We start from the raw sequence: 20,916 nt of genomic DNA, 5'->3' as shown, positions 1-20,916 counted from the left end.
GCCTCCGCGGCGGCGCGGCGCTCCGCGTTGCGGCGCGCGATGGCCTCGGGGCTCTGCTCGTCCTCCTCGCGCGCGTCGCCCGCGTTCGGGTCGATCCCGATGGCGCGGAGCCCATCGTCGGTGATGCGCGCCACGATCCAGGTCCCGTCGTCATCCTGGCGCCAGCCGAGCCCGACATGCTCCCGCGGGGCGTTGATCTCGGTGAGCAGGTTGGTCTTGATCAGACTGCGGAACACCGCGTTGCGCGCGGCGGCCGGCAGGGTCTTTGGCGCGCGGGCCAGACCCATCTCGTGCTGCGCGGCGGCGCTCAGGATCACGCGCTGGGTATCGGAAAGCTTCATCGTCGGGGTCTCCGGTTCGGCACCCGACCAGCCGGGTGCTACCACCCCGAGCCCCGCAGGCGTTGCCTGTCGGGGCGGTGGCGGCGCCGCGTGGCGGCAGGCGCGGCGCGCTACTCGGCGAATTCGCCGCGCTTGAAGTAGCAATCGGTCACGCTCGCCAGTCGGCTGTTCCAGTGTTCGAGCGTCGCGGCCTTGCCCCAGAGGACGTCCTCGGGATCCGCGCCGAAGTGATCCGCGCTCATCTGCTGAAGCTCCGCGACCATCGCGTCGAAGCGGGCCTTCTGCTGCAGGAAGGCCTCGAGGCTCTTCTGCTGATTGCGGGCGGCGCGGGCTTCGCGGTCGGTCATCGTGCTCTCCGTCTGCTGCGCGGTGCTCCGCGCGTGACGGACCATTCGCGCTGCGGCGGGGGCTGAGCCAAGCGTCATCAGCGCGACCACGATTGCTATCTTCGAGGGATCTCGATCACATCATGATCGTCACCGCGCAGCCGGGCCGCGTGGCCTCGCAGCGCGAGGTGGCACGCCGCCTCGGCATCTCCCACACGGCGCTGCAGAAGGCGCAGCGCGCCGGACGCATCGCGCCCGAAGCCGATGGCGCCTGGGATGTCGAGAAGGTTCGGGCACGGCTGGCTGACAGCAGCGATCCCGTCCGGAAGACCGCGACTCTGGTGCAGCCAGCGGTGGCAGCACCCCGGCCCGCATCGCCGCCGCCTGTCGCCGCCATTCCGCCGGCCGCCGATCCCCTGCCGCGCGCCGCCCAGAACACCTTCCACGATGCGCGCACGGCGAACGAGGTCCTGAAGGCGCAGGAGCGTCGGCTACGGCTCGACGAACGAAAGGGCAAGCTGGTCGACAAGGCTCGCGCGCTCCTGCTCGTGCACCGGCTCGCCAAGGAGGAGCGCGACGCCATCCTAGCCTGGCCCGCCCGCGTCGCTGCCGAGATGGCGGCCGAGCTCGGCGTCGATGTGCATCGGCTGCAGACCATGATGGACACGCGCCTGCGCCAGCACCTGGCCGAGCGACACGATGTCCGAGTGAGCGTCGGCTGATGGTGGGCGAGCATCTGCTCGACGAGCTCGGCCGCTTCGAGGGCGACGCCGAAATACTGCAGGCCTGGCGCGACGGCATGGCGCCAGAGCCGGCGCTGCTGGTCTCGGAATGGGCCGACCGGCATCGCCTCCTTGGCAGCCGCGGCTCCGCCGAGCCAGGGCCGTGGCGCACCGCGCGCACGCCCTACCTGCGCGAGATCATGGACGCGCTGTCGCCGGCCCACCCGGCGCGGCGCGTCGTCTTCATGAAGGGCGCCCAGGTCGGCGGCACCGAGTGCGGCAACAACTGGATTGGCTACGTCATCCACCACGCGCCCGGGCCGATGCTCGCGGTGCAGCCGACCACGGAACTGGCCAAGCGCTTCTCCGACCAGCGCATCGACCCGCTGGTGGAGGAGACGCCCGCCATCCGCGAGCGGGTCGCGCCAGCCCGCTCGCGGGACAGCGGCAACCGCCAGCTCAGCAAGGAGTTCCCCGGCGGCCAGCTGGTGATGACCGGCGCGAACAGCGCGGTCGGCCTGCGCTCCATGTCGGCGCGGTTCCTGTTCCTCGACGAGATTGACGCCTACCCCGGCGACGTCGAGGGCGAGGGTGATCCGATCGCGCTGGCCGAGGCCCGCGCCCGCACCTTCGGGTGGCGGCGCAAGATGCTGCTGGTCAGCACGCCGACCATCGCCGGGCTGTCGCGGATCGAGCGCGAGTACCTGGCGACCGACCAGCGGCGCTATTTCGTGCCCTGTCCGCATTGCGGCAATCGCCAGCATCTGCGCTTCGAGCGGCTGGTGTGGGACGAGGGCCAGCCGGAGACGGCGCGGTATCTCTGCGAAGACTGCGACGGCGCCATCGGCGAGCAGCACAAGGCAGCGATGCTGGCCGCGGGCGAATGGCAGGCGACCGCCACGGCGACGGACCCGCACGCGATCGGCTTCCACATCTCGGCGCTCTACTCACCGCCCGGATGGATGCCCTGGTCGGAGATCGCGCGGCTCTGGCTGGCGGCGCAGGGCGACGACCGGGCGATCAAGACCTTCCGAAACACCGTGCTCGGCGAGACCTGGCAGGAAGCGGGCGAGGCGCCCGACTGGCAGCGGCTCTACGACCGTCGGGAGCAATGGCCTGCGGGCACCGTGCCCATGGGCGGGCTGCTGCTGACAGCCGGCGTGGACGTGCAGCGCGACCGGCTCGAGGCCAGCGTCTGGGCCTGGGGTGAGGACCGCCAGTCCTGGCTGGTCGAGCATCGTGTGCTGGCCGGGAACCCGTTCGAGGCGGCGGTGTGGGAGGAGTTGCGGCGGCTGCTGGGCGAGAGCTGGCGGCACGCCAGCGGGCACCGCCTGCCAGTCGCCATGGCGGCGATCGACAGCGGCGACGGCATGACGACGGCGGAGGTCTACGCCTTTGTGCGGCGGGCCGGTGCGGGCCGCGCCATCGCCGTGAAGGGCCAGGATGGATTGCGCGCCGCGGTCGGCCAGCCGGCCGCGACAGAGGTGCGGCGGAGCGGCCGCAAGCTCGGCGGCCTGAAGGTCTGGCCCGTGGGATCCTCCTTCCTGAAGGCCGAGACCTACGGCTGGTTGAAGCTCGACCGGCCGACCGAGGAGAGCGGCGACCCGTTCCCGCCGGGCTACGTGCACCTGCCGGTGCACGCGGCTGGCGAGGAATTCTGCCGCCAGCTCACCGCCGAGCAGCTCGTCGCCCGGGCCGGCCGCAACGGCTTTCGCCGGCTGGAGTGGGTGAAGACCCGCGAGAGGAACGAGGCGCTGGACTGCCGGGTCTATGCGCGCGCGGCCGCGGCGGCGCTCGGCATGGATGGCTGGGGCGACGGGCGCTGGGCGCGCATGGCCGATGCGCTGTCGCTGCCGGCATCAGAGCTTCCCGCCGGAGGGAATGTCGCGCCGCCGTCGCACGCCGCGTCCGACACCCATCGGCCGCGCGGCTGGCTCGCACCACGCAGCGGCTGGCTGCGCTGAAAGGGAGGACGCGCATGGACCCGACCGTCCTCGCCTGGGCGCTGGCGCAGCCGTCCGGTAGCCGGGCGGCCGCGCTCGCCGCGGCCTACACGGGCGGCACGACCCGTGTGAGCTTCGACGGGCGGACCGTGGAGTACCGCAGCCTGGATGAGCTCGGCCGTGCGCTGGCGGTGCTGCGCGGCGCGGAGATGACGGCGGCCCGCCGCCCGTCCGTGACGCTGGCCAGCTTCTCGCGCGAGGGAACCAGGTGATGGGGCGGCTGCGCGACGCGTGGAACGCCCTGCGCGGCTACGCCGCGGCGCAGGATCAGCGCGCCTCTGCCTGGGCGCCGTCCGGTGGCAGCGCGACGGCCGAGGTCGGCATGGCCGCGGCGACGGTGGCGCGCCGCGCCCGCGACGCCGTGCGCAACGATCCCTATGCCTGCCGCATCGTCGATCTCTGGACCGGCAACGCGGTCGGCGCCGGCATCACCACGCGGTGGCCCGACCAGCGCCACGCCGATGCCTGGCGCCGCTGGGCGGAGAGCACGGCCTGCGACGCCGAGGGACGGCTCGACCTGTACGGCCTGCAGGCGCTGGTGATGCGCGCCGTGGTCGAGAGCGGCGAGTGCTTTGTCCGCTTCCTGATGGTGCCGCCATCGCCCGCCAATCCGATCGGCCTGCGCCTGCAGGTGCTGGAGAGCGATCACCTCGACACCGCGCATAACGGCATGGTGGAGGGTGCGCCGACGATCCAGGGCATCGCCCTCGGCGAGGCCGGCGAGCCGATCGGCTACTGGCTGCACCGCATCCATCCGGGCGCGGCCTGGATCCTGCCGGGCGCAACCTGGCAGAGCAGCGAGCGCATCCCTGCAGGCGATGTGCTGCACGTCTATCGCAAGCGCAGACCGGGCCAGCTCCGCGACGTCTCCTGGCTCGCGCCCATCCTCCTTCGCCTGCGCGACCTCGGCGACTACGAGGCCGCCCTGCTGATGAAGGCCAAGATCGAGGCCTGCCTCGCCGCCGTGGTGACGGAGGAGGGCGATGAGGCGCTGACCGGCGCCGCCGCCGGTCTGCTCCGCGACTCCCAGGGCCGCACCGTGGAAAGCTTCGAGCCTGGGATGATCCTGTATCGCCGCGGCATGGGCTCGGTGGAGGTGGTGAACCCCTCGGGCGGAGGAAGCCACGCCGCCTTCGCCCGGCGGGCGCTCGAGGCGGCGGCGGTCGGCGCCGGCCTCACCTACGACCAGGTCTCGGGCGACCTCACGCAGGCGAACTACTCGTCCCTGCGCGCCGGCAAAATCGAGTTCCGCCGCCTCTGCGAGCAGGTCCAGTACGGCATGCTGATCCCGATGCTGGTGCGGCCCATCGCGGACCGCTTCCACGCCCAGGGCGCCCTGCTCGGGCTGTGGGGCGCGGAGATGCCAGACGGCGTGTCGCACGTGCCGCCGGCGCACGAGATGATCGACCCGCTGAAGGACACCACCGCGCTGATCGCCCAGGTGCGCGCCGGCTTCGTCCCGCAGCCCGAGGCCGCCGGCGCCTTCGGCTACGATTTTCGGGCCGCGGTGGAGATGATCCGCGAGGCCAACGCGCTTCTCGACGAGGCGGGCATCTCGCTCGACACCGACCCGCGGCGCGTCGCCAAGTCCGGCACCGCGCAGGACGCCGCCCAGATGGCCGCGGTCGAGATCGCCGCCACCGGCGCCGCCGCGCCACCCCGCGCCGAGCCAATCCCAGGAGCCCCCGCATGACCACCGGCGCCTACGACTGGACGGACGACATGCTCAAGATCAAGAGCATGCAGAAGAAGTTCCGCGACAGCTTCAACGGGATCGAGATCAACCCGGCCCGCTGGGACGTCGCGACCAGCGGCAGCGGCATGGCGTTGGCCGTCGCGGACGGCACCGTCACCATCTCGACCGGCACGACCCTCGACGACGAGATCGTGCTGACCAGCCGCACCGCCTTCACCATTCCGCTGCGCGTCATGGTCGCGGTGAACCTCAGCCAACGCATCGCCGGCCAGTCGGTCTGGCTCGAGCTGGTCTCGGTCGATCCGACCTCCGCCCAGCCGGACGGCCGCAGCGCCGCCGCCTGGCGGCTCGACGGCACCAGCCCGACGCTCGCGAATTACGAGGTACAGAGCGAGGGCGCGCCCCGCCTCGTCACCGCCTCTGCCTCGACCATCCCGACCACGGCCCCGGCGGGCTGGTCGGTGCTGGAGATCGAACCGACCAATGACGAGTGCTGGTTCCACGGCCGGCAGCTCGACACCACCGCGGCGCGGTCGAACTCCTATGTCCGCCACCAGCAGATCCCGGAGCCGAATGCGCTCTACCGCTTCCGGATCCGGGTGCGGAACCGGCAGTTCATCAACGGCATCTCCGCGGTCGCCAACAACGGCTCCGGCCTGGTGCGGATCACTCGCGCGGCGCATGGCTTGGCGACGAACGATCTGGTGACGGTGGCGGACGTCTCCGGCGTGCCCGGTGCGAACGGCACCTTCACGATCACGGTGATCGACGCGAACAGCTTCGACCTGGTCGGCTCGACCTTCTCCGGCGCCTACCTCAACACCGGCTGGGCCTCGGTCTCGCGCAACCTGGCGCCGGCGTCGAGCACGGACGTGAAGGTGCAGTTCGTCACCATCGCGGACTATGCCGAGCTCACCACCGAGATCACCGCCGGCCGCGGCCAGTCGGTCGCGGGCCAGGGGCTCGGGGTGAACGTGCTGAGCACCATCGCCCCGGCGCTGACGGCGGTGGGCGGGCAGGCGCGCAACACGACCGGCGCGCTGCCGGTGCTGGTCGCCACGGGCCTGTCGGCGAACCCCACGGCGGTGACCACGGGCCGGGGCATCGACCTGCTGGCGACACTGATCGGCGCGCTGGTAAACAAGCCCTTCTCGATCCCGGAGGCGGACTGGCAGTACGCCGCCGCCGCGGGTGGGATCATCACCACCACCGACGTCGTGCTGCGTGCCGCGGCCGCGGCCGGCATCCGGAACTACGTCACCTCGATCGATGTGCGCAACGCGCATCCCACGGTGGCGACCGAGGTGGTGATCAAGGACGGCGCGACGGTGATCTGGCGGCAGCTGCTGCCCGCGGCAATGGCGGCCCCCGTCGAGATCACCTTCCCGACGCCGCTGCGCGGCACCGCCGCCACGGCGGTGAACTTCGCCTGCATCACCACAGGCGCGCAGGTCTACGTCAACGCGCAGGGCTACGCCGCGCCGTAGCGGCGGCAGCCACCAGGAATCCACCATGACCGAGACGACCGAGCCGGGCGGGGGCGACCCCGCGCCGGATGCTCCTGTATTGCCCATCGTGGCGCAGCGCGCGCTGGCGGCGCCCGCCACTGTCGATCGCGCCGCGCGCACCGTCGAGGTGGTGTGGAGCACGGGCGCCCGCGCCCGCAACTTCATCCCCGCCCTCGGCCTGATCACCGAGGAACTGGAGATGTCGCCGAACGCGGTGCGCATGGACGCGCTGCGCTCAGGCCAGGCCCCCGTGCTGAACACCCACCGGCGCGGCGATGCCCGCGACGTGCTCGGGCGCGTCACCGCTGCCCGCCTCGAGCACGGCCGGGGCTACGCCACGCTGCAGTTCTCCTCCGCCGGCGACGTCGAGCCGGTCTGGCAGCGCATTGCCGACGGCACGCTGCGCGCGGTGAGCGTCGGCTATCGCGTGCACCGCTACGAGCCGCGGCTCGATGCCGCCACCGGCGAGACAGTCCACCGCGCGGTGGATTGGGAGCCCTTCGAGATCTCCGTCGTGCCGGTCCCGGTCGATCGTGATGCGGCGGTCCGCGCGCAGGGGGAGCAGGGCCTCCCCGCGCCGGCGATCGAGCCAGCCCTGCCTGACGAGGAACCCATCATGCCCGAGACGACGCCGGCTGAGCCGGCTGCTGCCCCGTCGGCGCCGCCCGCTCGGGACGTTCCCGCGCCCGCCGCGCCGTCCATCACCCCGCCCCAGGAGACCACCGTGACCACCACACCCAGCGCCCCGGCGCCCGAACCCACCCGGGCTGCGGCGCCCGACCTCGACGCCGTGCGTGCCGAGGCGCAGCGCGCCGAGCGCGAGCGCATCGCCGGCATCGACGCGGCCATCGAGGCCGCCCGCGCGCTGGTTCCCGCCGACCGCATCCCGCCGATCCGCAGCGAGGCCGTCGAGCGCGGCTGGTCGGCCGACCAGGTCCGCCGCGCGCTCTTCGACCTCCTGGTCACGACCGCGCCCAAGCCCTCCGTGCCCGCGCGGCCGGAGACCGGCCCCGGTCACGACGATCCCGCCATGCTGGTCGACGCCATGGCCGAGGCGCTCGCCGCGCGCTCCATGCCCGGCTACCAGCCGCGCGGCGACGGCCGCCACGCCGAGTTCATGGGCTGGCGCCCCTCCGACATGCTGCGTGAGCTCCTCGCCCGCCGCGGCGATCGCAACCCACCGCGCAACCCGACGCTGCTCGCCGAGCGCGCCTTCCACACCACCTCCGACTTCCCCCTGCTGCTCTCGGCCGCGGCCAACAAGATGCTGCTCGCCGCCTACCAGCCGGCGCAGCCGACCTACCGGCAGATCTTCCTCCGCCGCGATTTTCGGGACTTCAAGCCGCATCGCCACCTGCGCATCGGCGACTTCCCGACCCTCCTGCCGCTGCTGGAGAACGGCGAGATCCAGGTCGGCACCATGTCCGAGAGCCAGGAGATCGTCGTCCTGCAGACCTTCGCACGGCGCATCCGCGTGACGCGACCGATGCTGGTCAATGACGACCTCGGCGCCTTCACCGACTTCGCCGCGGCGATCGGCCGCCGCGTCGCCGAGTTCGAGAACGCCACCGCCTACCAGCTGCTGAACAGCGGCAATGGCGATGGCCCGACGCTCACCACCGGCAATGCCACGGTCTTCGGCACCGGCGCGGCGCGCGCGAACAAGGCCGGCACGGGCTCTGCTCTCGACCTGCCGAACCTCGCCGTCGGCCGCGCCGCCATCATGCGCCAGAAGACGCTGGACGGTCTGCCGATCTCGATCGGCAGCACCATGCGGCTGCTGGTGGGCCCGAGCCAGGAGCTTGCGGCCCGGCAGCTCACCATCAGCGTCGCCGCCAACCAGATCGGCAACGCGAACGTCTTCGCGGGCTTCGTCCAGCCGCTCGTCGAGCCGCTCATCGGGGCGAACCGCTGGTACCTCTTCTCCGACCCGCTGAGCGCGCCGGTCTACGTCTATGGCTACCTGAACGGGGCGGAGGGGCCGCAGGTCACCACCGGACCGGTCCAGGGCGCGGACGGGATCGAAGTCAGCGTGATCTTCGACTTCGGCGTCGGCGCCATCGACTGGCGCGGCGCCTGGTTCAATCCGGGCACCTGACCGCCCAACCATCCCTCGTGACCCGATGCAGAGGCCGCCCACCCGGGCGGCTTCTGCGTTTCTGGAGACCCCATCCCCATGCGCAACTGCATCCGTCCCGACGCCCGCTCCGTCCCCATGGTCGTGCCCTATGCCGGCGGCATCCTCTCCGGCCAGGGCATGCTGGTCGGCGCCTTCTTCGGTGTCGCCGCGGCCGACGCCGCGCAGAACGCCACCGTCGAGTGCGAGACCCGCGGCGAGTTCGAGCTCGCTAAGGACCCGACCCAGGCCATGGCGGCCGGCGCGCGCGTCTTCTGGGACAACACCAACCGCCGCCTGACGACCACCGCCACCGGCAACTTCCAGGTCGGCGTCGTCACCGTCGCCGCCCTCGCTGCCGATGCGACCGTGCGCGTCATGCTCGCCCGTGTGCCGGCCTCCGGCGCATGAGCGGCGATCCGAAGCTCAGCCGGGGCTACCGCAACCGCAACCCCGGCAATATCGAGCAGGTCGCCACGAACAAGTGGCTCGGCCTCGAGACGCCGCCCTCGGACGGGCGGTTCTGCCGCTTCCGCTCGCACCAGCACGGCATCCGCGCGCTGGCCTTGCTGCTGCAGAGCTACCAGGACCGGCACGGGCTGCGCACGGTGCGCGGCATCGTCGCGCGCTGGGCGCCGAGCAGCGAGAACGACACCCGCGCCTACCAGGCGGCGGTGGCCGCGCGGCTCGGGGTCGGGCTCGACGACCCGATCGACCTGCACGACGCCGCCACCATGCGCGGCCTGGTCGAGGCGATCATCCGGCACGAGCTCGGCGGCATGCCCTACGCGCCGGACACCATCGCGGAGGGTTTGCGCATGGCCGGCCTGGTCCAGCCCGGCCTCGCCGACAGTGGCACCGTGCGTGCGGCCGCGGGGTCGGTGGTCGCCGGCGTCACGGCGGCGGTGGTGGTCGATGCCGTCACCACGCTCGCGCCGCATGCCGAGGGCCTGGCCGCGGTGCTGCGGGCGCTCGGCCCCTGGGGTGTCGCCGCCGCGGTGATCGGCGTCGCGGCCTGGACCATCCACCAGCGGCTGCAGCGGCAGCGGGAGGTCGCCCGATGACGGACCATGACCGCGAACTCGGCACCATCGTCACCCGCCTGACCGAGATCGAGCGGCGCCTCGCCGAGGGCGACAAGGACATGCGCGAGCTGACGCGCACGGTGACCGAGCTGGTCAAGGCGATGGCTGGCCTGACGGCGCGGCTGTCGTTGGCGGCCGGCGGGGTGCCGGGCGCGTCGCCCGCGATCCCGGCGACGGGCGCGGCCGCAGCCGGCGGAATCGTGGGCGCCGCAGTCGGCGCGAAGCTCGCCTCCTGGCTCGGGCTCGGCTGATCCGACATGGGCGTCTTCGACGATGCACTTGCGGTGCTCGCCGCCGACCCGAACCTGAGCGTCGAGGCGACCTACCGCGCCGCGGGCATCGGCGCGCCCGTGTCCCTCCGCGTGCTGCGCTCCAGCCCCGATCGGGTGGTGGACGCCTTCGACACACCGGTGCTGCGCGCGACCGACGTGCTGACCGTCAGCATCGCCCTGCTGCCGGCGATCGAGGCCGGCGACACCTTCACCACCGGCGCGGACCTGCTGACGGTGGACAGCGCCGAGCGAGACGCTGCCGGGGTCGCCTGGCGCGTGCTCTGCCGGCGGTAGCATGCGCCTCTCCGCTGTCGTCGGCGATCTCCGGAAGGTGCTGGCCGAGGAGGTCCGCGCCGGCGAGCGCGCCGCCTCCCGCGCCGTGCGCGCCGAGACCGACGCGCTGAAGACTGAGCTCCGCGGCCAGGTCACCGGTTCGCTCGGCGGCAAAGCGCGCGGCATCGCCAATGCCTGGCGCGCGCAGGTCTTCCCGCGGGCCGGCGTGTCGATGCGCGCTGCCGGCCTCGTCTGGAGCAAGACCCCGCTGGTGATCGATGCCTTCGAGCGGGGTGCGCTGATCCGGCCCAAGGGCGGCGGGCGGTTCCTGGCGATCGCCACCGGCTTCAACGCCGCGCGCGGCTGGCGCGGCCGGGGCGATAAGGGGCTGCGCGTCACGCCGGCGCAGATGGTCGCCTCTGGCCAAGGGTTCTTGCGGCCCTTCCGCTCGGGGCGAGGCTTCGTCTGGTGCCTGCCGCTGCGTCAGGGCGCGGCAACGGGCAGGCGTCGGCGCACCCGCCTGATCGCCGGCGGCGTCGCCGAGGTCGGCACCGCCAACCGCAAGGGCCGCGAGGCCTGGGCACGCGGGCTGCTCGAACAGGGGATGGTGCCGATGTTCCTGCTACTGCCGCAGGTGAAGCTGACCAAGCGGCTCGACGTGCGCGGCGCCTCGCTGCGCGCGCTGCGGCGCCTGCCCCGGCGCTTCGTGGCGGCCTGGGAAGCCGAAGCGACGAGGACCGGATGAGTGTGCGCGAGACGGCCCTGGCCGCCCTGTTCGTCCGCCTGGGCGCTGCCCTGGCCGTGCGGAACCCCGCTCCGAAGGTCCTGCGCAACGAGACCGTGCCTCAGCGTCTGCCGCCCGGCGGCCTCGTCGTGGTGCGTGACGGCGAGACGGTGGAAGAGATCCCGATCCTCTCGCCGCTCGCCTGGGCGGTCGAGCACCGCGCCGACGTCGAGGTTGTCGCGGCAACGGGCGCGCTGCTTGACGCGCTGCTGGTCGACATCGCCGCCGCGATCACCGGCGACCGCGCCCTCGGCGGGGCGGTCGAGTGGGCGCAGCCCGGCGCGCCTTCCTTCGACGATGCCGAGACCGAGGGCGCCGCCGCGGCCCGCGCCGCGTCCGTCCCCTTCACGCTGTCCTTCACCGTCGCCGGCTCGCCGCTGGCCTGATCCCGCTCCCGGAGACGCCCCATGCCCCGTGCCATCGGCGCGAACTCGCGCCTGCTCATGATCCCCGAGGTCACCTACGGCACCGCACCAGGCGGCAACTGGCGGCGCGTGCCCTTCCTGTCCTGCAACCTCGGTGCCGAGCAGCCGCTGGTGGATGCCGACGTCATCGGCCTCGGCGGCAATCGCGATCCGGCCGCGCCGTTCTTCGACACGGTCACCGTCGAGGGCGACGTCGTGGTGCCGGTGGACCTCATCAACATCGGCCACTGGCTGCGGCTGCTGCTCGGCGCACCGACCACCACCGGCACCAACCCGAACTTCACCCACACCTTCGGCTCCGGCGCGGCGACGCTGCCCTCCCAGGCGATCGAGATCGGCTATCCCGACGTGCCAAACTTCGACGTCTGCGCCGGCGTCCGCTCGGATGCGCTGGAGATCGACTTTTCGCCGACCGGGCCGGCGACCGCGACGATCAAGCTGATCGCCCAGGGCTCGACGCGCTCCGGCTCCTCCTCGGGCGGCACGCCTGTCTCGGCCGCCTACACCGCCTTTAACAAGGCGCAGGGGTCCATCTCTCGCGCTGGTTCTGCGCTGGCGCAGGTGACTGGCGCACGGCTCGCCTACTCGAACAGCGTCGAGGCGGTGCGCACCATCCGCGCCGACCGCAAGATCGAGGGCGCGGATCCCGGCATCGCGCGCGCCACCGGCCAGATCACCGCGCGCTTCGCGGACACGACGCTGCTGACGCAGGCGCAGAACGGCACCGCGGCGGAGTTCGCCTTCGCGTTCACGATCGACGCGAACCGCAGCCTCACCTTCACGCTGCACGAGGTCTACCTGGCGCTCGCCAAGACACCGATCGAAGGGCCAGCCGGCGTCGAGGCCAGCTTCGAGTTCCGCGCGGCCTTCAACGCCACGGCGACGCGGATGATGACGGCGGTGCTAAAGAACCAGCAGGCGGGGACGGAGTACGCGTGAGACGGCGAACTGGTCAGGTCGCACTCTTGGGACGGATAGGGATATCACCGTTCCCACGGCCTGCCGCCGTGTTCAGCCGTTTGAGAGGTCCCACAGATACTCGTCCTTCAGGTGGTCCTGCACGAGCGGAAGCTGATCCTCGAACCGCACTGTCCAATAGCCGTCGCCGTCGCGTGGATTCGTGATTTCGTAGCTCTTGCCGCCGATCGCAACTAACCGAGTTCCAAAAACGTCCGACAGGTAGCGGCTTGCGCGACGCGCATACGCGGCGGCCTCTGCGCGGACATTGATCGGCGCCTCGCCGCGGTCTTCGGCCTCTTGCTGAGCCTCGTTGAGGTCGCGGTAGAGCGATCCGAAATCGTAGAGGAATGGGGTGGTGATGCGACGAGCAATCTCGACCTCGCCGCACGCGCTGCAGATGTTGACCAGCAGTTGATCGTTCGACCATTGGCTCTCGCCGTGCCGATTATGGTTCTCCTCCAGCAGGACGGCGGTCGGTAGGATACGGCCGCGTTGGCAGTGGCTGCAAAATGGGAAGTTGATGTCCACGAGGTCGAAGCGGCCCCGATCGAACACGGCGACTTTGTAGCGGCAACCTTCAAGCTGAAGAGGTTCGTAGGAGCCGAGTCGCTTGAAAGCGATATTTGTCGTGACGTCAATTCGGTGCATGACGCCGTCGACGAACCCGACGAAGTCGGTCGCATCACCAATGTCTGCCGCGACGACTAGGTTGAGGTCCCTGCGGTGCTGTTCGAAAAAGGCGACTTCTGCCTTCAGCCCCGCATAACCCGCCGGGCCGAGCGTGTCGCGGTAGCCGTCGAGCCAAGCCTTGGCGACGTTCGGGTCCTTCTGCATTTGCACGAAGATGATCCGTCGCTTTTCATTATAGATCTCGGCAGGGTTACGGGCCTTGGCCGCCTCCCACTTCCTTCCTGCCATGATCAGGACACCCTGCCTTTGGAGGCGAAGTTCGCGGCGAAGTAGTCGATCACCTCCGACGCCTGGGTGCCTCTGCGGAATTCCTTCTGCGCCTCAAAATCGAGGTCCGGGAGCATGTGAATCAGTTGGTCGTCCTTGAAGAGAGACAGGAGAGCGTCTGGATCAAGACCGTCCGTGCGGTGGCCGGCCAGAATGTTGCCCGCCTCGAGGGCAGCACCGATCATGACGTCCGCCAACTGGATGGCCGGGCTGGCCTTGGAGTTAACCTGGGTCACCTCTGTCAGTTTCAGGGGGAACTTGAAGCTTGCTATCGCCGTTTGCCGCAGCTCGACTTCATCGGTGTGATCGATGAACGCCTGCAGCAGGTCATGGTAGGTGGCGAGGTTTTTCGACTCGTCATGCTCCACCCGATAGGGGCCATCAGCCATAGCTTCCATGCGGCTGATCAACGCCTGCATGACCACCATAGCGACGTCGGTCGAGATGCCCGGTGTAGCGATCGCTCTCAGGCAGTCCGGGCACGCATCTCTAGCTAGGGGCCCAATCGCCTCGGGAAATGCCCGCCAGTTGGTGCGGCGTGCCGCGGCGATGAGGGCGTTGAGACTCTCGGGGCTCTTCTCTTTCATCGCCCGCTGAAAGGCCACCAGCATGGCCTCGAACGGCTCTGCCCCCAATATCTTCGGTCCCACGACGCTGAGCAGCGATCCCATCGCGTAGTTCTGGCCGTCGGCGTAGAAGTCGGCCCCACGACTATAATACCAGGGCTCAACGGCATAGTCGCAGAACATCAGGACTAGCATGTACCGCTTATCCAAGACGTGGGTGACGCATTTGTAGCCCTGCAGCAGATCACGCAGCAGTGCCACCAGAGGGGCGCGGCTGCTAGGCCGCCGCGACAGAGCACGATACTTTAGCTCTGGGGCTTGGCGGCGCGGAAAGTGTTCTTTGATCAGTCGGGCGGCGTCCTCGTCACTGATCGCGATTGCCGCGGCACCCTGGAGACGCTGCTCAGGGTTAAGCAAGTCGAAGCCGGTGTAGCCGCTTTCGTCGATCCGGAAACACTCCATGGTCACGCCTCCGTACGCCGCGCATATAGGATCGTATCCTGGCCGGTCCGAGGTGATGAGCGCCGACCCCGCAAGGATGTCCATGGCCGCGACGCGGCGTAGTGGCCGCCTTCAGTCCCGGCCAAAGCTGCTTTCCCTCCTCGACCGTCTCTCGTGGCAAAGCCGGTCCCAGCGCAGGGCGCCGCCCTGCGCGCTCGATAGCTGGCAACTGGTCCGGCGGATCATCCAAGTCCCTGAACGGAGTATCAGATGCTCACCCTCGACCTCCCGGCCGAGCCGTATTGGCTCGACCTCCCACGCGGCGTCCGCGTCGAGATCCGGCCGGTGACTACAGCCGTCATGGCCGCCGCCCAGGCCGCAGCGGCCCGCCGTCTCGCCGCGATCCGCATCGCCGACCCGGACCTCGACCTGGACATGTCGCGCGGCCTGTCCTTCGCCTTCCTGGTCAAGGCGCTCGCCCGTCACGCCGTCACCGCCTGGGAGGGTGTCGGCGATGCGGCTGGCAAGTCGCTGCCGCTTTCGCCCGAGGCGGTCGAGCGCCTGATGGATCTCGATGACATTGCCGCCGCCTTCTGGGACCGCGCCACCGCACCCGTCGCCGCGGTGGCCGCCGAGGGAAACGGCTGAGGGCCCGCGCCGCCTGGCACTTCGGCCGCGGGCCCGAATACTGCCGCGGCTGCACCGCCCTCGGCCGCGACTGCGCCGATGCCTGCCCATACGCCGCGCAGGCCCCCACGAGCCTTGAGGGCCACGCCTGCTGGGCCGCCGGCACCGCCTGCGCCGAAGTCTCGATGGCCGGCCTGACGCTCGACACCGCTGGCGCGCTCGCCGCGGCGCGCGAGCTCGGCGCCGCGGGCTGGGCCGCCGCCGAACTGCTGCTCGCCATCCGCATCGGCATGGCCGAGGGCACCGCCGCCCGCCGGGAGGGGGAGGGAAAGCCGCATGGCTGATGCAACCCGCCGCGTCTCGGTCCGCCTCTCGCTGGACGATGCCGCCCGGGTCAAGGCCGGGCTGCGCGAGGTCGGCGAGACCGGCCAGCGCTCTCTCGATCAGATCAAGGGCGGCGCCGAGCGGGCGTCGCGCTCCCTCGAGCTGCTCGACGTCGCCACGCGCGGCATCCAGCTCGCCGGCGTGGCGGTCGCCGCACGCGCCCTGGTGCAGGCCGGCGACGCACTCACCCAGGGCCTGTCCCGCCTGCAGAACGCCACCGGCTCGGTCGAGCGCGCCGGGCAGGTCTACGAGGCGCTGTACCGCAACGCGCTCTCCACCGGCGTCGCGGTCTCCGAGAGCGTCGACGCCTTCCAGCGCTTCTCGATCGCCGCGCGCGAGATCGGCGCCACCTCCGACCAGGTGGTCCGCCTCGTCGGCGGCCTGCAACGCGTCGCGATCGTCTCCGGCGCGTCCACCCAGGAGATCAGCAGCGCCACGCTCCAGCTTGCCCAGGCGCTGGCCTCGGGCGTGCTGCAGGGCGACGAGCTGCGCTCCATTCTCGAGGCCATGCCGCTACTCGCCGAGGGCCTGGCCCGCGAGCTCGGTGTCTCCATCGGCGAGCTCCGCAAGCTCGGCAGCGAGGGCAAGCTCACTGCCGAGCGGGTCTTCCCGGCGCTGCTGCGCGCCACCGAACGCCTCGGCGCCGAGCTCGAACGCGCGCCGCTCTCCCTCGGCCGCGCCTTCGGGCAGCTGACCGCGGCGACCGAGAACTTCCTCGGTCAGCTCGACCGCGCCATCGGCCTGTCCAACGCGCTTGCCCGCGCGCTGTCCGCCGCAGCCCGCGCCGTCGACAGCGTCCGCCAGGGTGCCGGGCTGCGCAGCGAGGAGGAGCGCCTCGCCGCGCTGCGTCGCCAGGCCGACGCGCTCTCAGCCCAGATCGGCCGGCTGGAGAGCGAGGGCGACGGCCGCGACAGCCTGCGCGCCCCGGTCCGGCGCGGCAGCATCCGCCCCGGCCTGGTCGGCACCGCGGAGCAGCAGGCCGGCGTGGACAGCCGGACGCGGCTGGAGGAGCTGCACCGCGACTACTTCGCCACGCTGGCCGAGATCGACACCGCCGAGCGGGAATCGCTGAACCGTCGCCTGGAGGAGCAGGAGCGGGCCGGCCAGGCCGCGGCAGACGCCCGCCGACGCCGCGCGACGCAGGACGTCCAGGAGCTCACCCGCGACCTCGACGACCGCTTCCGGATCAACCGCGAGTACGAGGAGCGCGTCCGCCGGCTGCGCGAGGCCGAGGCCGCGGGCGGTGTCACCGCCGCCGAACGCACCCGCCTCGAGACGCTGGCGCTGCAGGAGCGCGATGAGGCGCTGCGCCGCCTGGAGCCGCGCATCGCGGCGGTGCGCCGCGCCAGCACCGAGGGCGCGCGGGAGGCGCGCGACGCCGAGCGCCAGCTGAACGACCTGCTGCGCGAGCGCGAGCGGCTGATCCAGGATAACGAGACCGCCTATGAGCGCTACCAGCGCCGGTTGGAGCGGCTCGCCGACCTGGTGCAGCGCGCCGAGCTCGCCGGCCGGCCGATCCCGGACGAGACGATAGGGCGGGAGGCGCAGCGCGCGCTTGAGGACCTGGAGGAGGCCGAGCGCCGCCTCCAGCGCAGCACCGAGGGGACGCGGGAGGCAGCGCGCGAGTTGGGCTTCGCGTTCTCCTCGGCCTTCGAGGACGCGATCGTGCGTGGCGACAAGCTGTCGAAGGTCATGGAGGGCCTGCTGCAGGACATCACCCGCATCATCGCGCGCCGCACCATCACCGAGCCGTTGGGAAACGCCGTCTCCGCCGGCCTCACCAGCCTCGGCGCGAGCAGCTGGTTCGACGGCATCGGCTCCTGGCTCGGTGGGCTGTTCCGCGCCGAGGGTGGCCCTGTCGCGGCCGGCCAGCCTTACATCGTCGGTGAGCGCGGGCCGGAGTGGTTCGTGCCGGACCGCGGCGGGACCGTGCTGCCGAACGGCATGGCGCCGGGCGGACCGGTCATCCAGCAGACGATCAACATCGACGCGCGCGGCGCGGACGCCGGCGTCGAGGCACGGCTGCGGCTGCTCGCTGGCCAGATTGCGCGGCAGGCCTCGGCCATGACGCTCGACGCCATCCGCCGCGGCGGCAGCGCCTACGAGACGGTGCGCGGATGACCGAATACGCCTGGCCCGAGGCGCTGCGCCCGACGCGGGTGACCTTCTACCTGCAGCACAACACCACGCGCTTCGTCTCGCCGGTCACCCGCGCCACCCAGGTGCTGCGGCGCGAGGGCGCGCGCTGGATGGCGCAGGCGACCTTCGACCCGCTCGACCGCGTGCGCGCCGGCCTGCTCGAAGGGCTGCTCGCGGCGCTGGCCGGTTCGGTGAACACGGTCCGCGTCTGGGACTGGCGGCGCGAGTTCCGCACCGGCGACCCGCGGGTGCAGGGCGACGTGCCCACCGGGCCGTTCTCCTACTCCGACGCCACGATCTTCACCGACGGCACCGGCTTCGTCGTGGGCTCGGGTAACCCGGCGCTGGCGGCCGGCGCGCCGCGTGGGGCGCTCGCGATCCAGACCCAGGGTTGGTGGCCGAACGCTGTCGCGGTCGGCGCCGGCGACCTGATCGGCCTGGCCGGGCGGCTCTACATTGCGACTGAGACCGTCGCCGCCTCCGGCGCGGGCACGGCGACGATCCCGATCGCCCCGCCGCTGCGCGAGGCGCTGCTGATCAACCAGCCGCTGGTCCTCACCAAGCCCACCGTCGCGATGCGCCTGGTGTCCGATGACGAGGCCGCCAACCCGACCCGGCCTGGGCGCTTCACGGCAATCACCATCCGCCTCGAGGAAGCCCTCTGATGTCGGATACGCACGGCACGCCCCGGCTGTCGCCGCACGCCGCCGCCTCCGCCACTTCGCCCGTCGCCGCCCCAGTCGTGCTGGTCGAGCTCGACTTCGCCTCCGGCCCCTTCCGCGCCTGGACGGGCCTCGGCCAGCTGAACTGGGCGGGGAAGGTGTTCGAGGGCGTCGGCTCGATCGGCGCGGTTGGCGAGGTCGAGGAGACGGTCGAGCTGCGCGCCGTGCGGCTGACGCTCGCCTTATCTCCGGTGCCGCAGGAGGTGGTGGACATCGCGCTGGCCGAGCGGAGCTTCCGGCTGCGGCCGGCGCGGCTCTGGGGCGCGCTGCTCGACGCGGAGGGCGCCTTCGTCGCGGACCCCTTTCCGCTCTGGGCGGGGCTGATGGACACGATGGAGGTGACCGACGGCGCCGAGCCGCGCGTCGCGCTCACCTGCGAGAGCCGCCTCGTCGACCTCGAACGCGCCGAGGTGCGCCGCTACACCGACGCCGACCAGCAGGCCGAATACCCGGGCGACCGCTTCTTCGAGTACGTCCCCGCCCTGCAGGAGGCGGAGATCCGGCTGCCAGCGCAGTGATGCGGCGGCCGGACTGGGCGGTGCGGCTGGCAGCCCTGCTGTCGGCAGTGGAGACGCGCCCCTTCGACGCCCACCGCTGGAACTGCGGCCGCTTCGCGCTGGCCGCGGTGGAGGCGGTGACAGGGGAAAGGCCCGCCTTCCGAGTCTTGCCCGATCTGGCCGCCTCCGCTGACACCGCCGGCTTCCCGCGCGAGGCGCCGCGGCGGGCCCGCATGGGCGACATTGTCCTCGCGCCCGATCCCGACCGTCTCGGCGTGGTGCTGGACGCTGGTCGCGTCGCCTTCGTTGGCCCGCGCGGGCTGCTGCGCGCGCCGATCACCCTCTGCACCACCGCCTGGAGGATCGGCTGACATGCCCGCCGCCGTTCCCTTGATCGCCGTCGTCGCGGGCGGCGTCGCCTCGGCCGCGGTCGGCGGCGGCATCATCGGCGCGATCGTCGGCGCCGGCGCCGCCTTCGTCGTCTCCACCATCGGCGCCTCGGTGTTCCCGGCCAAGCGGCCAACCGCCCCGACGCCTTCGGCCTCGCTGCGCCCCGGCGACGATCCCACCGCGCCCGGCGCCGGACGCACGCAGTCCTTCCGGCAGCCGATCACCGAGCACCAGATCGTCTTCGGCCGCTGCAAGGTCGGCGGGCCGATCGTCTTCATCCACTCTGCCACCGACGACGCCGGCCGCGCCGATGGTTGGTTCTACGCCGTCGTCGTGCTCGCCGCGCACCGCGTCCGCGCCATCGGCGAAGTCTGGCTCGGCGACACGCTGGCCACCGACGCGAAGTTCGCCGGGCTGGTCCGGATCGACCGCCACCTCGGCGATCCGGACCAGGCCGCGAACGCCAACCTGATCGCCGAGACCGGGGGCAAGTGGACCTCGGAGCACCGCGGACGCGGCCGCGCCTATGTCGCCGTCCGCCTCAAGATCACCGCCGAGGCCTTCCCCTCCGGGCCGCCGAACATCGCCGCCCTCGTCGAAGGCGCCGACACCATCCTGGATCCGCGCACCGGCGCGACCGGCTGGTCCGACAACCCGGCGCTCTGCCTCGCCTGGTACCTGACCGCACCGTTCGGCTGGAAGGCCTCCTGGGACGACATCGACATCCCCGCCCTCATCGCCGCGGCGAACATCTGCGACGAGCTGATCGGCACCCGGGCGGGGGTCACCGAGCGACGCTACACCGTGAACGGCCGCGTCTCGCTCGGCGAGGGCAAGATCGCCATCACCCGCAAGCTCGTCGCCGCCATGGCCGGCGCGCTGGTCGTCTCGGGCGGGCGGTTCTTCATCCATGCTGGCGGGCCGGCACTGCCCTCCGCCACGCTCACCTCGGACGACCTCCGCGGCGACGTCACCATCCAGGGCAGCCGGCCGCGGCGGGACCTCTTCAACGGGGTGCGGGCCGTCTACGTCGACCCGGCGAAGAACTGGCAGCCGACTGACGCCCCGCCGCTGCTAGCCTCGAACTACGTGGCCGAAGATGGCGGCGAGCAGATCTACCGCGACCTGGAGTTCCCGCTGACCACCTCCGTCGCGACGGTGCAGCGGCTCATGAAGGCGGAGCTGGAGCGCATCCGCCGCCAGCGCGAGGTCGCCTTCCCAGCCAACCTCTCGGCGCTGCGGCTGCGGCCCTGGGACGGGGTGACGGTCGCCCTCGACCGGGTCGGCCCCTTCCCGGCGCGGGTCACCGGCTGGCGGCTGTCGCCAGATGGCGGCGTCGACCTCACGCTGTCCGAGGAGGACCCGGCGGTGTGGGACTGGAACCCGGCGGTGGACGAGCGCGCCGCCGGTGACAGCCCCTCGGTGGTGCTGCCGAACCCGGGGGTGATCGCTGCGCCGGCGTCGATCGCGGTGGACACGCCAACGGGCACCGCCCTCGCCGCCATCAGTGTGTCGTGGGCGGCGGTCGGCAGCGCCTACCTGGCCGGCTACGAGCTCGAGTTCCGCCCCGCCTCCGTGGCCACCTGGCAGGGCTACGGCGGCGCCCTCGGCGCGACCGCGGCGTCCATCCCCAGCGCCGAGCCGACCGCCTTCCGGGCGCGCGCGGTGGCCCGCAGCGGGGC

General features: G+C 71.9%; 24 protein-coding genes. 20 read left to right on the top strand and 4 right to left on the bottom strand.

Annotated features, from left to right (window positions below):
- On the bottom strand, nt 1–341 hold a 341-nt coding region (locus HMPREF0731_RS25820; protein ID WP_007005784.1), incomplete at its 3' end, for a hypothetical protein.
- Between the two features lie 110 nt (nt 342–451).
- Complete coding sequence (locus HMPREF0731_RS18780) at nt 452–688, bottom strand: hypothetical protein (RefSeq protein ID WP_019015876.1); 237 nt, start codon at nt 686–688, stop codon at nt 452–454.
- 122 nt (nt 689–810) lie between these two features.
- Between HMPREF0731_RS18780 and HMPREF0731_RS26255 the strand changes: the two genes are divergently transcribed.
- From HMPREF0731_RS26255 to HMPREF0731_RS18715, 13 genes are all read left to right on the top strand, one after another.
- Nucleotides 811–1,389 carry a hypothetical protein gene (locus tag HMPREF0731_RS26255; protein ID WP_007005782.1) on the top strand — a complete coding sequence of 193 codons (579 nt, stop codon included), beginning with the start codon at nt 811–813 and terminating at the stop codon, nt 1,387–1,389.
- Nucleotides 1,389–3,353 (top strand): phage terminase large subunit family protein, encoded by a 1,965-nt coding sequence (locus HMPREF0731_RS18770; RefSeq protein WP_007005781.1) that lies wholly within the window; start codon nt 1,389–1,391, stop codon nt 3,351–3,353. Before HMPREF0731_RS26255 ends, HMPREF0731_RS18770 begins: the two co-directional genes overlap by 1 nt.
- A gap of 14 nt (nt 3,354–3,367) precedes the next feature.
- Nucleotides 3,368–3,604 (top strand): phage head-tail joining protein, encoded by a 237-nt coding sequence (locus HMPREF0731_RS18765; RefSeq protein ID WP_007005780.1) that lies wholly within the window; start codon nt 3,368–3,370, stop codon nt 3,602–3,604.
- The gene (locus HMPREF0731_RS18760; RefSeq protein WP_007005779.1) at nt 3,604–5,085 is read left to right on the top strand and encodes a phage portal protein; all 1,482 of its coding nucleotides are present in this window, start codon (nt 3,604–3,606) and stop codon (nt 5,083–5,085) included. The genes HMPREF0731_RS18765 and HMPREF0731_RS18760 overlap by 1 nt, the downstream gene beginning before the upstream one ends.
- Nucleotides 5,082–6,575, top strand: a complete 1,494-nt coding sequence (locus tag HMPREF0731_RS18755; RefSeq protein ID WP_007005778.1) for a ubiquitin-activating E1 FCCH domain-containing protein — start codon at nt 5,082–5,084, stop codon at nt 6,573–6,575. Before HMPREF0731_RS18760 ends, HMPREF0731_RS18755 begins: the two co-directional genes overlap by 4 nt.
- Nucleotides 6,576–6,600: 25 nt before the next feature.
- Nucleotides 6,601–8,694 (top strand): prohead protease/major capsid protein fusion protein, encoded by a 2,094-nt coding sequence (locus HMPREF0731_RS18750; protein ID WP_007005777.1) that lies wholly within the window; start codon nt 6,601–6,603, stop codon nt 8,692–8,694.
- A gap of 78 nt (nt 8,695–8,772) precedes the next feature.
- Nucleotides 8,773–9,123 (top strand): DUF2190 family protein, encoded by a 351-nt coding sequence (locus HMPREF0731_RS18745; RefSeq protein WP_007005776.1) that lies wholly within the window; start codon nt 8,773–8,775, stop codon nt 9,121–9,123.
- Nucleotides 9,120–9,776, top strand: a complete 657-nt coding sequence (locus HMPREF0731_RS18740) for a hypothetical protein (RefSeq protein ID WP_007005775.1) — start codon at nt 9,120–9,122, stop codon at nt 9,774–9,776. The genes HMPREF0731_RS18745 and HMPREF0731_RS18740 overlap by 4 nt, the downstream gene beginning before the upstream one ends.
- Nucleotides 9,773–10,048 carry a hypothetical protein gene (locus tag HMPREF0731_RS18735; protein WP_007005774.1) on the top strand — a complete coding sequence of 92 codons (276 nt, stop codon included), beginning with the start codon at nt 9,773–9,775 and terminating at the stop codon, nt 10,046–10,048. The genes HMPREF0731_RS18740 and HMPREF0731_RS18735 overlap by 4 nt, the downstream gene beginning before the upstream one ends.
- Before the next feature lie 6 nt (nt 10,049–10,054).
- Complete coding sequence (locus HMPREF0731_RS18730) at nt 10,055–10,363, top strand: head-tail joining protein (RefSeq protein WP_007005773.1); 309 nt, start codon at nt 10,055–10,057, stop codon at nt 10,361–10,363.
- 1 nt (nt 10,364) lies between these two features.
- Nucleotides 10,365–11,087 carry a DUF6441 family protein gene (locus tag HMPREF0731_RS18725; protein ID WP_007005772.1) on the top strand — a complete coding sequence of 241 codons (723 nt, stop codon included), beginning with the start codon at nt 10,365–10,367 and terminating at the stop codon, nt 11,085–11,087.
- A complete protein-coding gene (locus HMPREF0731_RS18720) occupies nt 11,084–11,512 on the top strand; it encodes an RNA-binding protein (protein ID WP_007005771.1) in 429 nt (142 codons plus the stop codon). Before HMPREF0731_RS18725 ends, HMPREF0731_RS18720 begins: the two co-directional genes overlap by 4 nt.
- 21 nt (nt 11,513–11,533) lie before the next feature.
- A complete protein-coding gene (locus HMPREF0731_RS18715; protein ID WP_007005770.1) occupies nt 11,534–12,490 on the top strand; it encodes a phage tail tube protein in 957 nt (318 codons plus the stop codon).
- 72 nt (nt 12,491–12,562) lie between these two features.
- Here the strand turns inward: HMPREF0731_RS18715 and HMPREF0731_RS18710 are convergent, their stop codons facing one another.
- Together HMPREF0731_RS18710 and HMPREF0731_RS18705 are read right to left on the bottom strand one after the other, a co-directional pair.
- Entirely contained in the window at nt 12,563–13,429 is an 867-nt protein-coding gene (locus tag HMPREF0731_RS18710) for a hypothetical protein (protein WP_157136235.1), read from the bottom strand.
- Between the two features lie 2 nt (nt 13,430–13,431).
- Entirely contained in the window at nt 13,432–14,580 is a 1,149-nt protein-coding gene (locus HMPREF0731_RS18705; protein ID WP_007005768.1) for a DUF3800 domain-containing protein, read from the bottom strand.
- Between the two features lie 165 nt (nt 14,581–14,745).
- Between HMPREF0731_RS18705 and HMPREF0731_RS18700 the strand changes: the two genes are divergently transcribed.
- From HMPREF0731_RS18700 to HMPREF0731_RS18675, 7 genes are all read left to right on the top strand, one after another.
- Nucleotides 14,746–15,123 (top strand): hypothetical protein, encoded by a 378-nt coding sequence (locus HMPREF0731_RS18700; protein WP_007005767.1) that lies wholly within the window; start codon nt 14,746–14,748, stop codon nt 15,121–15,123.
- Between the two features lie 164 nt (nt 15,124–15,287).
- Nucleotides 15,288–15,446 carry a hypothetical protein gene (locus HMPREF0731_RS25815; protein WP_007005766.1) on the top strand — a complete coding sequence of 53 codons (159 nt, stop codon included), beginning with the start codon at nt 15,288–15,290 and terminating at the stop codon, nt 15,444–15,446.
- Nucleotides 15,439–17,607, top strand: a complete 2,169-nt coding sequence (locus HMPREF0731_RS18695; RefSeq protein ID WP_007005765.1) for a tape measure protein — start codon at nt 15,439–15,441, stop codon at nt 17,605–17,607. The genes HMPREF0731_RS25815 and HMPREF0731_RS18695 overlap by 8 nt, the downstream gene beginning before the upstream one ends.
- Entirely contained in the window at nt 17,604–18,290 is a 687-nt protein-coding gene (locus HMPREF0731_RS18690) for a hypothetical protein (protein WP_007005764.1), read from the top strand. Before HMPREF0731_RS18695 ends, HMPREF0731_RS18690 begins: the two co-directional genes overlap by 4 nt.
- Nucleotides 18,290–18,865: a hypothetical protein gene (locus HMPREF0731_RS18685; protein ID WP_007005763.1), complete on the top strand. Its 576-nt coding sequence runs from the start codon at nt 18,290–18,292 to the stop codon at nt 18,863–18,865. The genes HMPREF0731_RS18690 and HMPREF0731_RS18685 overlap by 1 nt, the downstream gene beginning before the upstream one ends.
- Nucleotides 18,865–19,215, top strand: coding sequence for a DUF6950 family protein (locus HMPREF0731_RS18680; protein ID WP_007005762.1), 351 nt, complete (start codon nt 18,865–18,867; stop codon nt 19,213–19,215). Before HMPREF0731_RS18685 ends, HMPREF0731_RS18680 begins: the two co-directional genes overlap by 1 nt.
- A gap of 1 nt (nt 19,216) precedes the next feature.
- Nucleotides 19,217–20,916: phage tail protein (locus HMPREF0731_RS18675; RefSeq protein WP_007005761.1), on the top strand; the 1,700-nt coding region annotated here is incomplete at its 3' end.

Source organism: Pseudoroseomonas cervicalis ATCC 49957 (assembly GCF_000164635.1).
GTDB lineage: Bacteria > Pseudomonadota > Alphaproteobacteria > Acetobacterales > Acetobacteraceae > Pseudoroseomonas > Pseudoroseomonas cervicalis.
The sequence above is the reverse complement of the archived record's forward strand: the minus strand, read 5'-3'. Positions and strand labels throughout refer to the sequence as shown.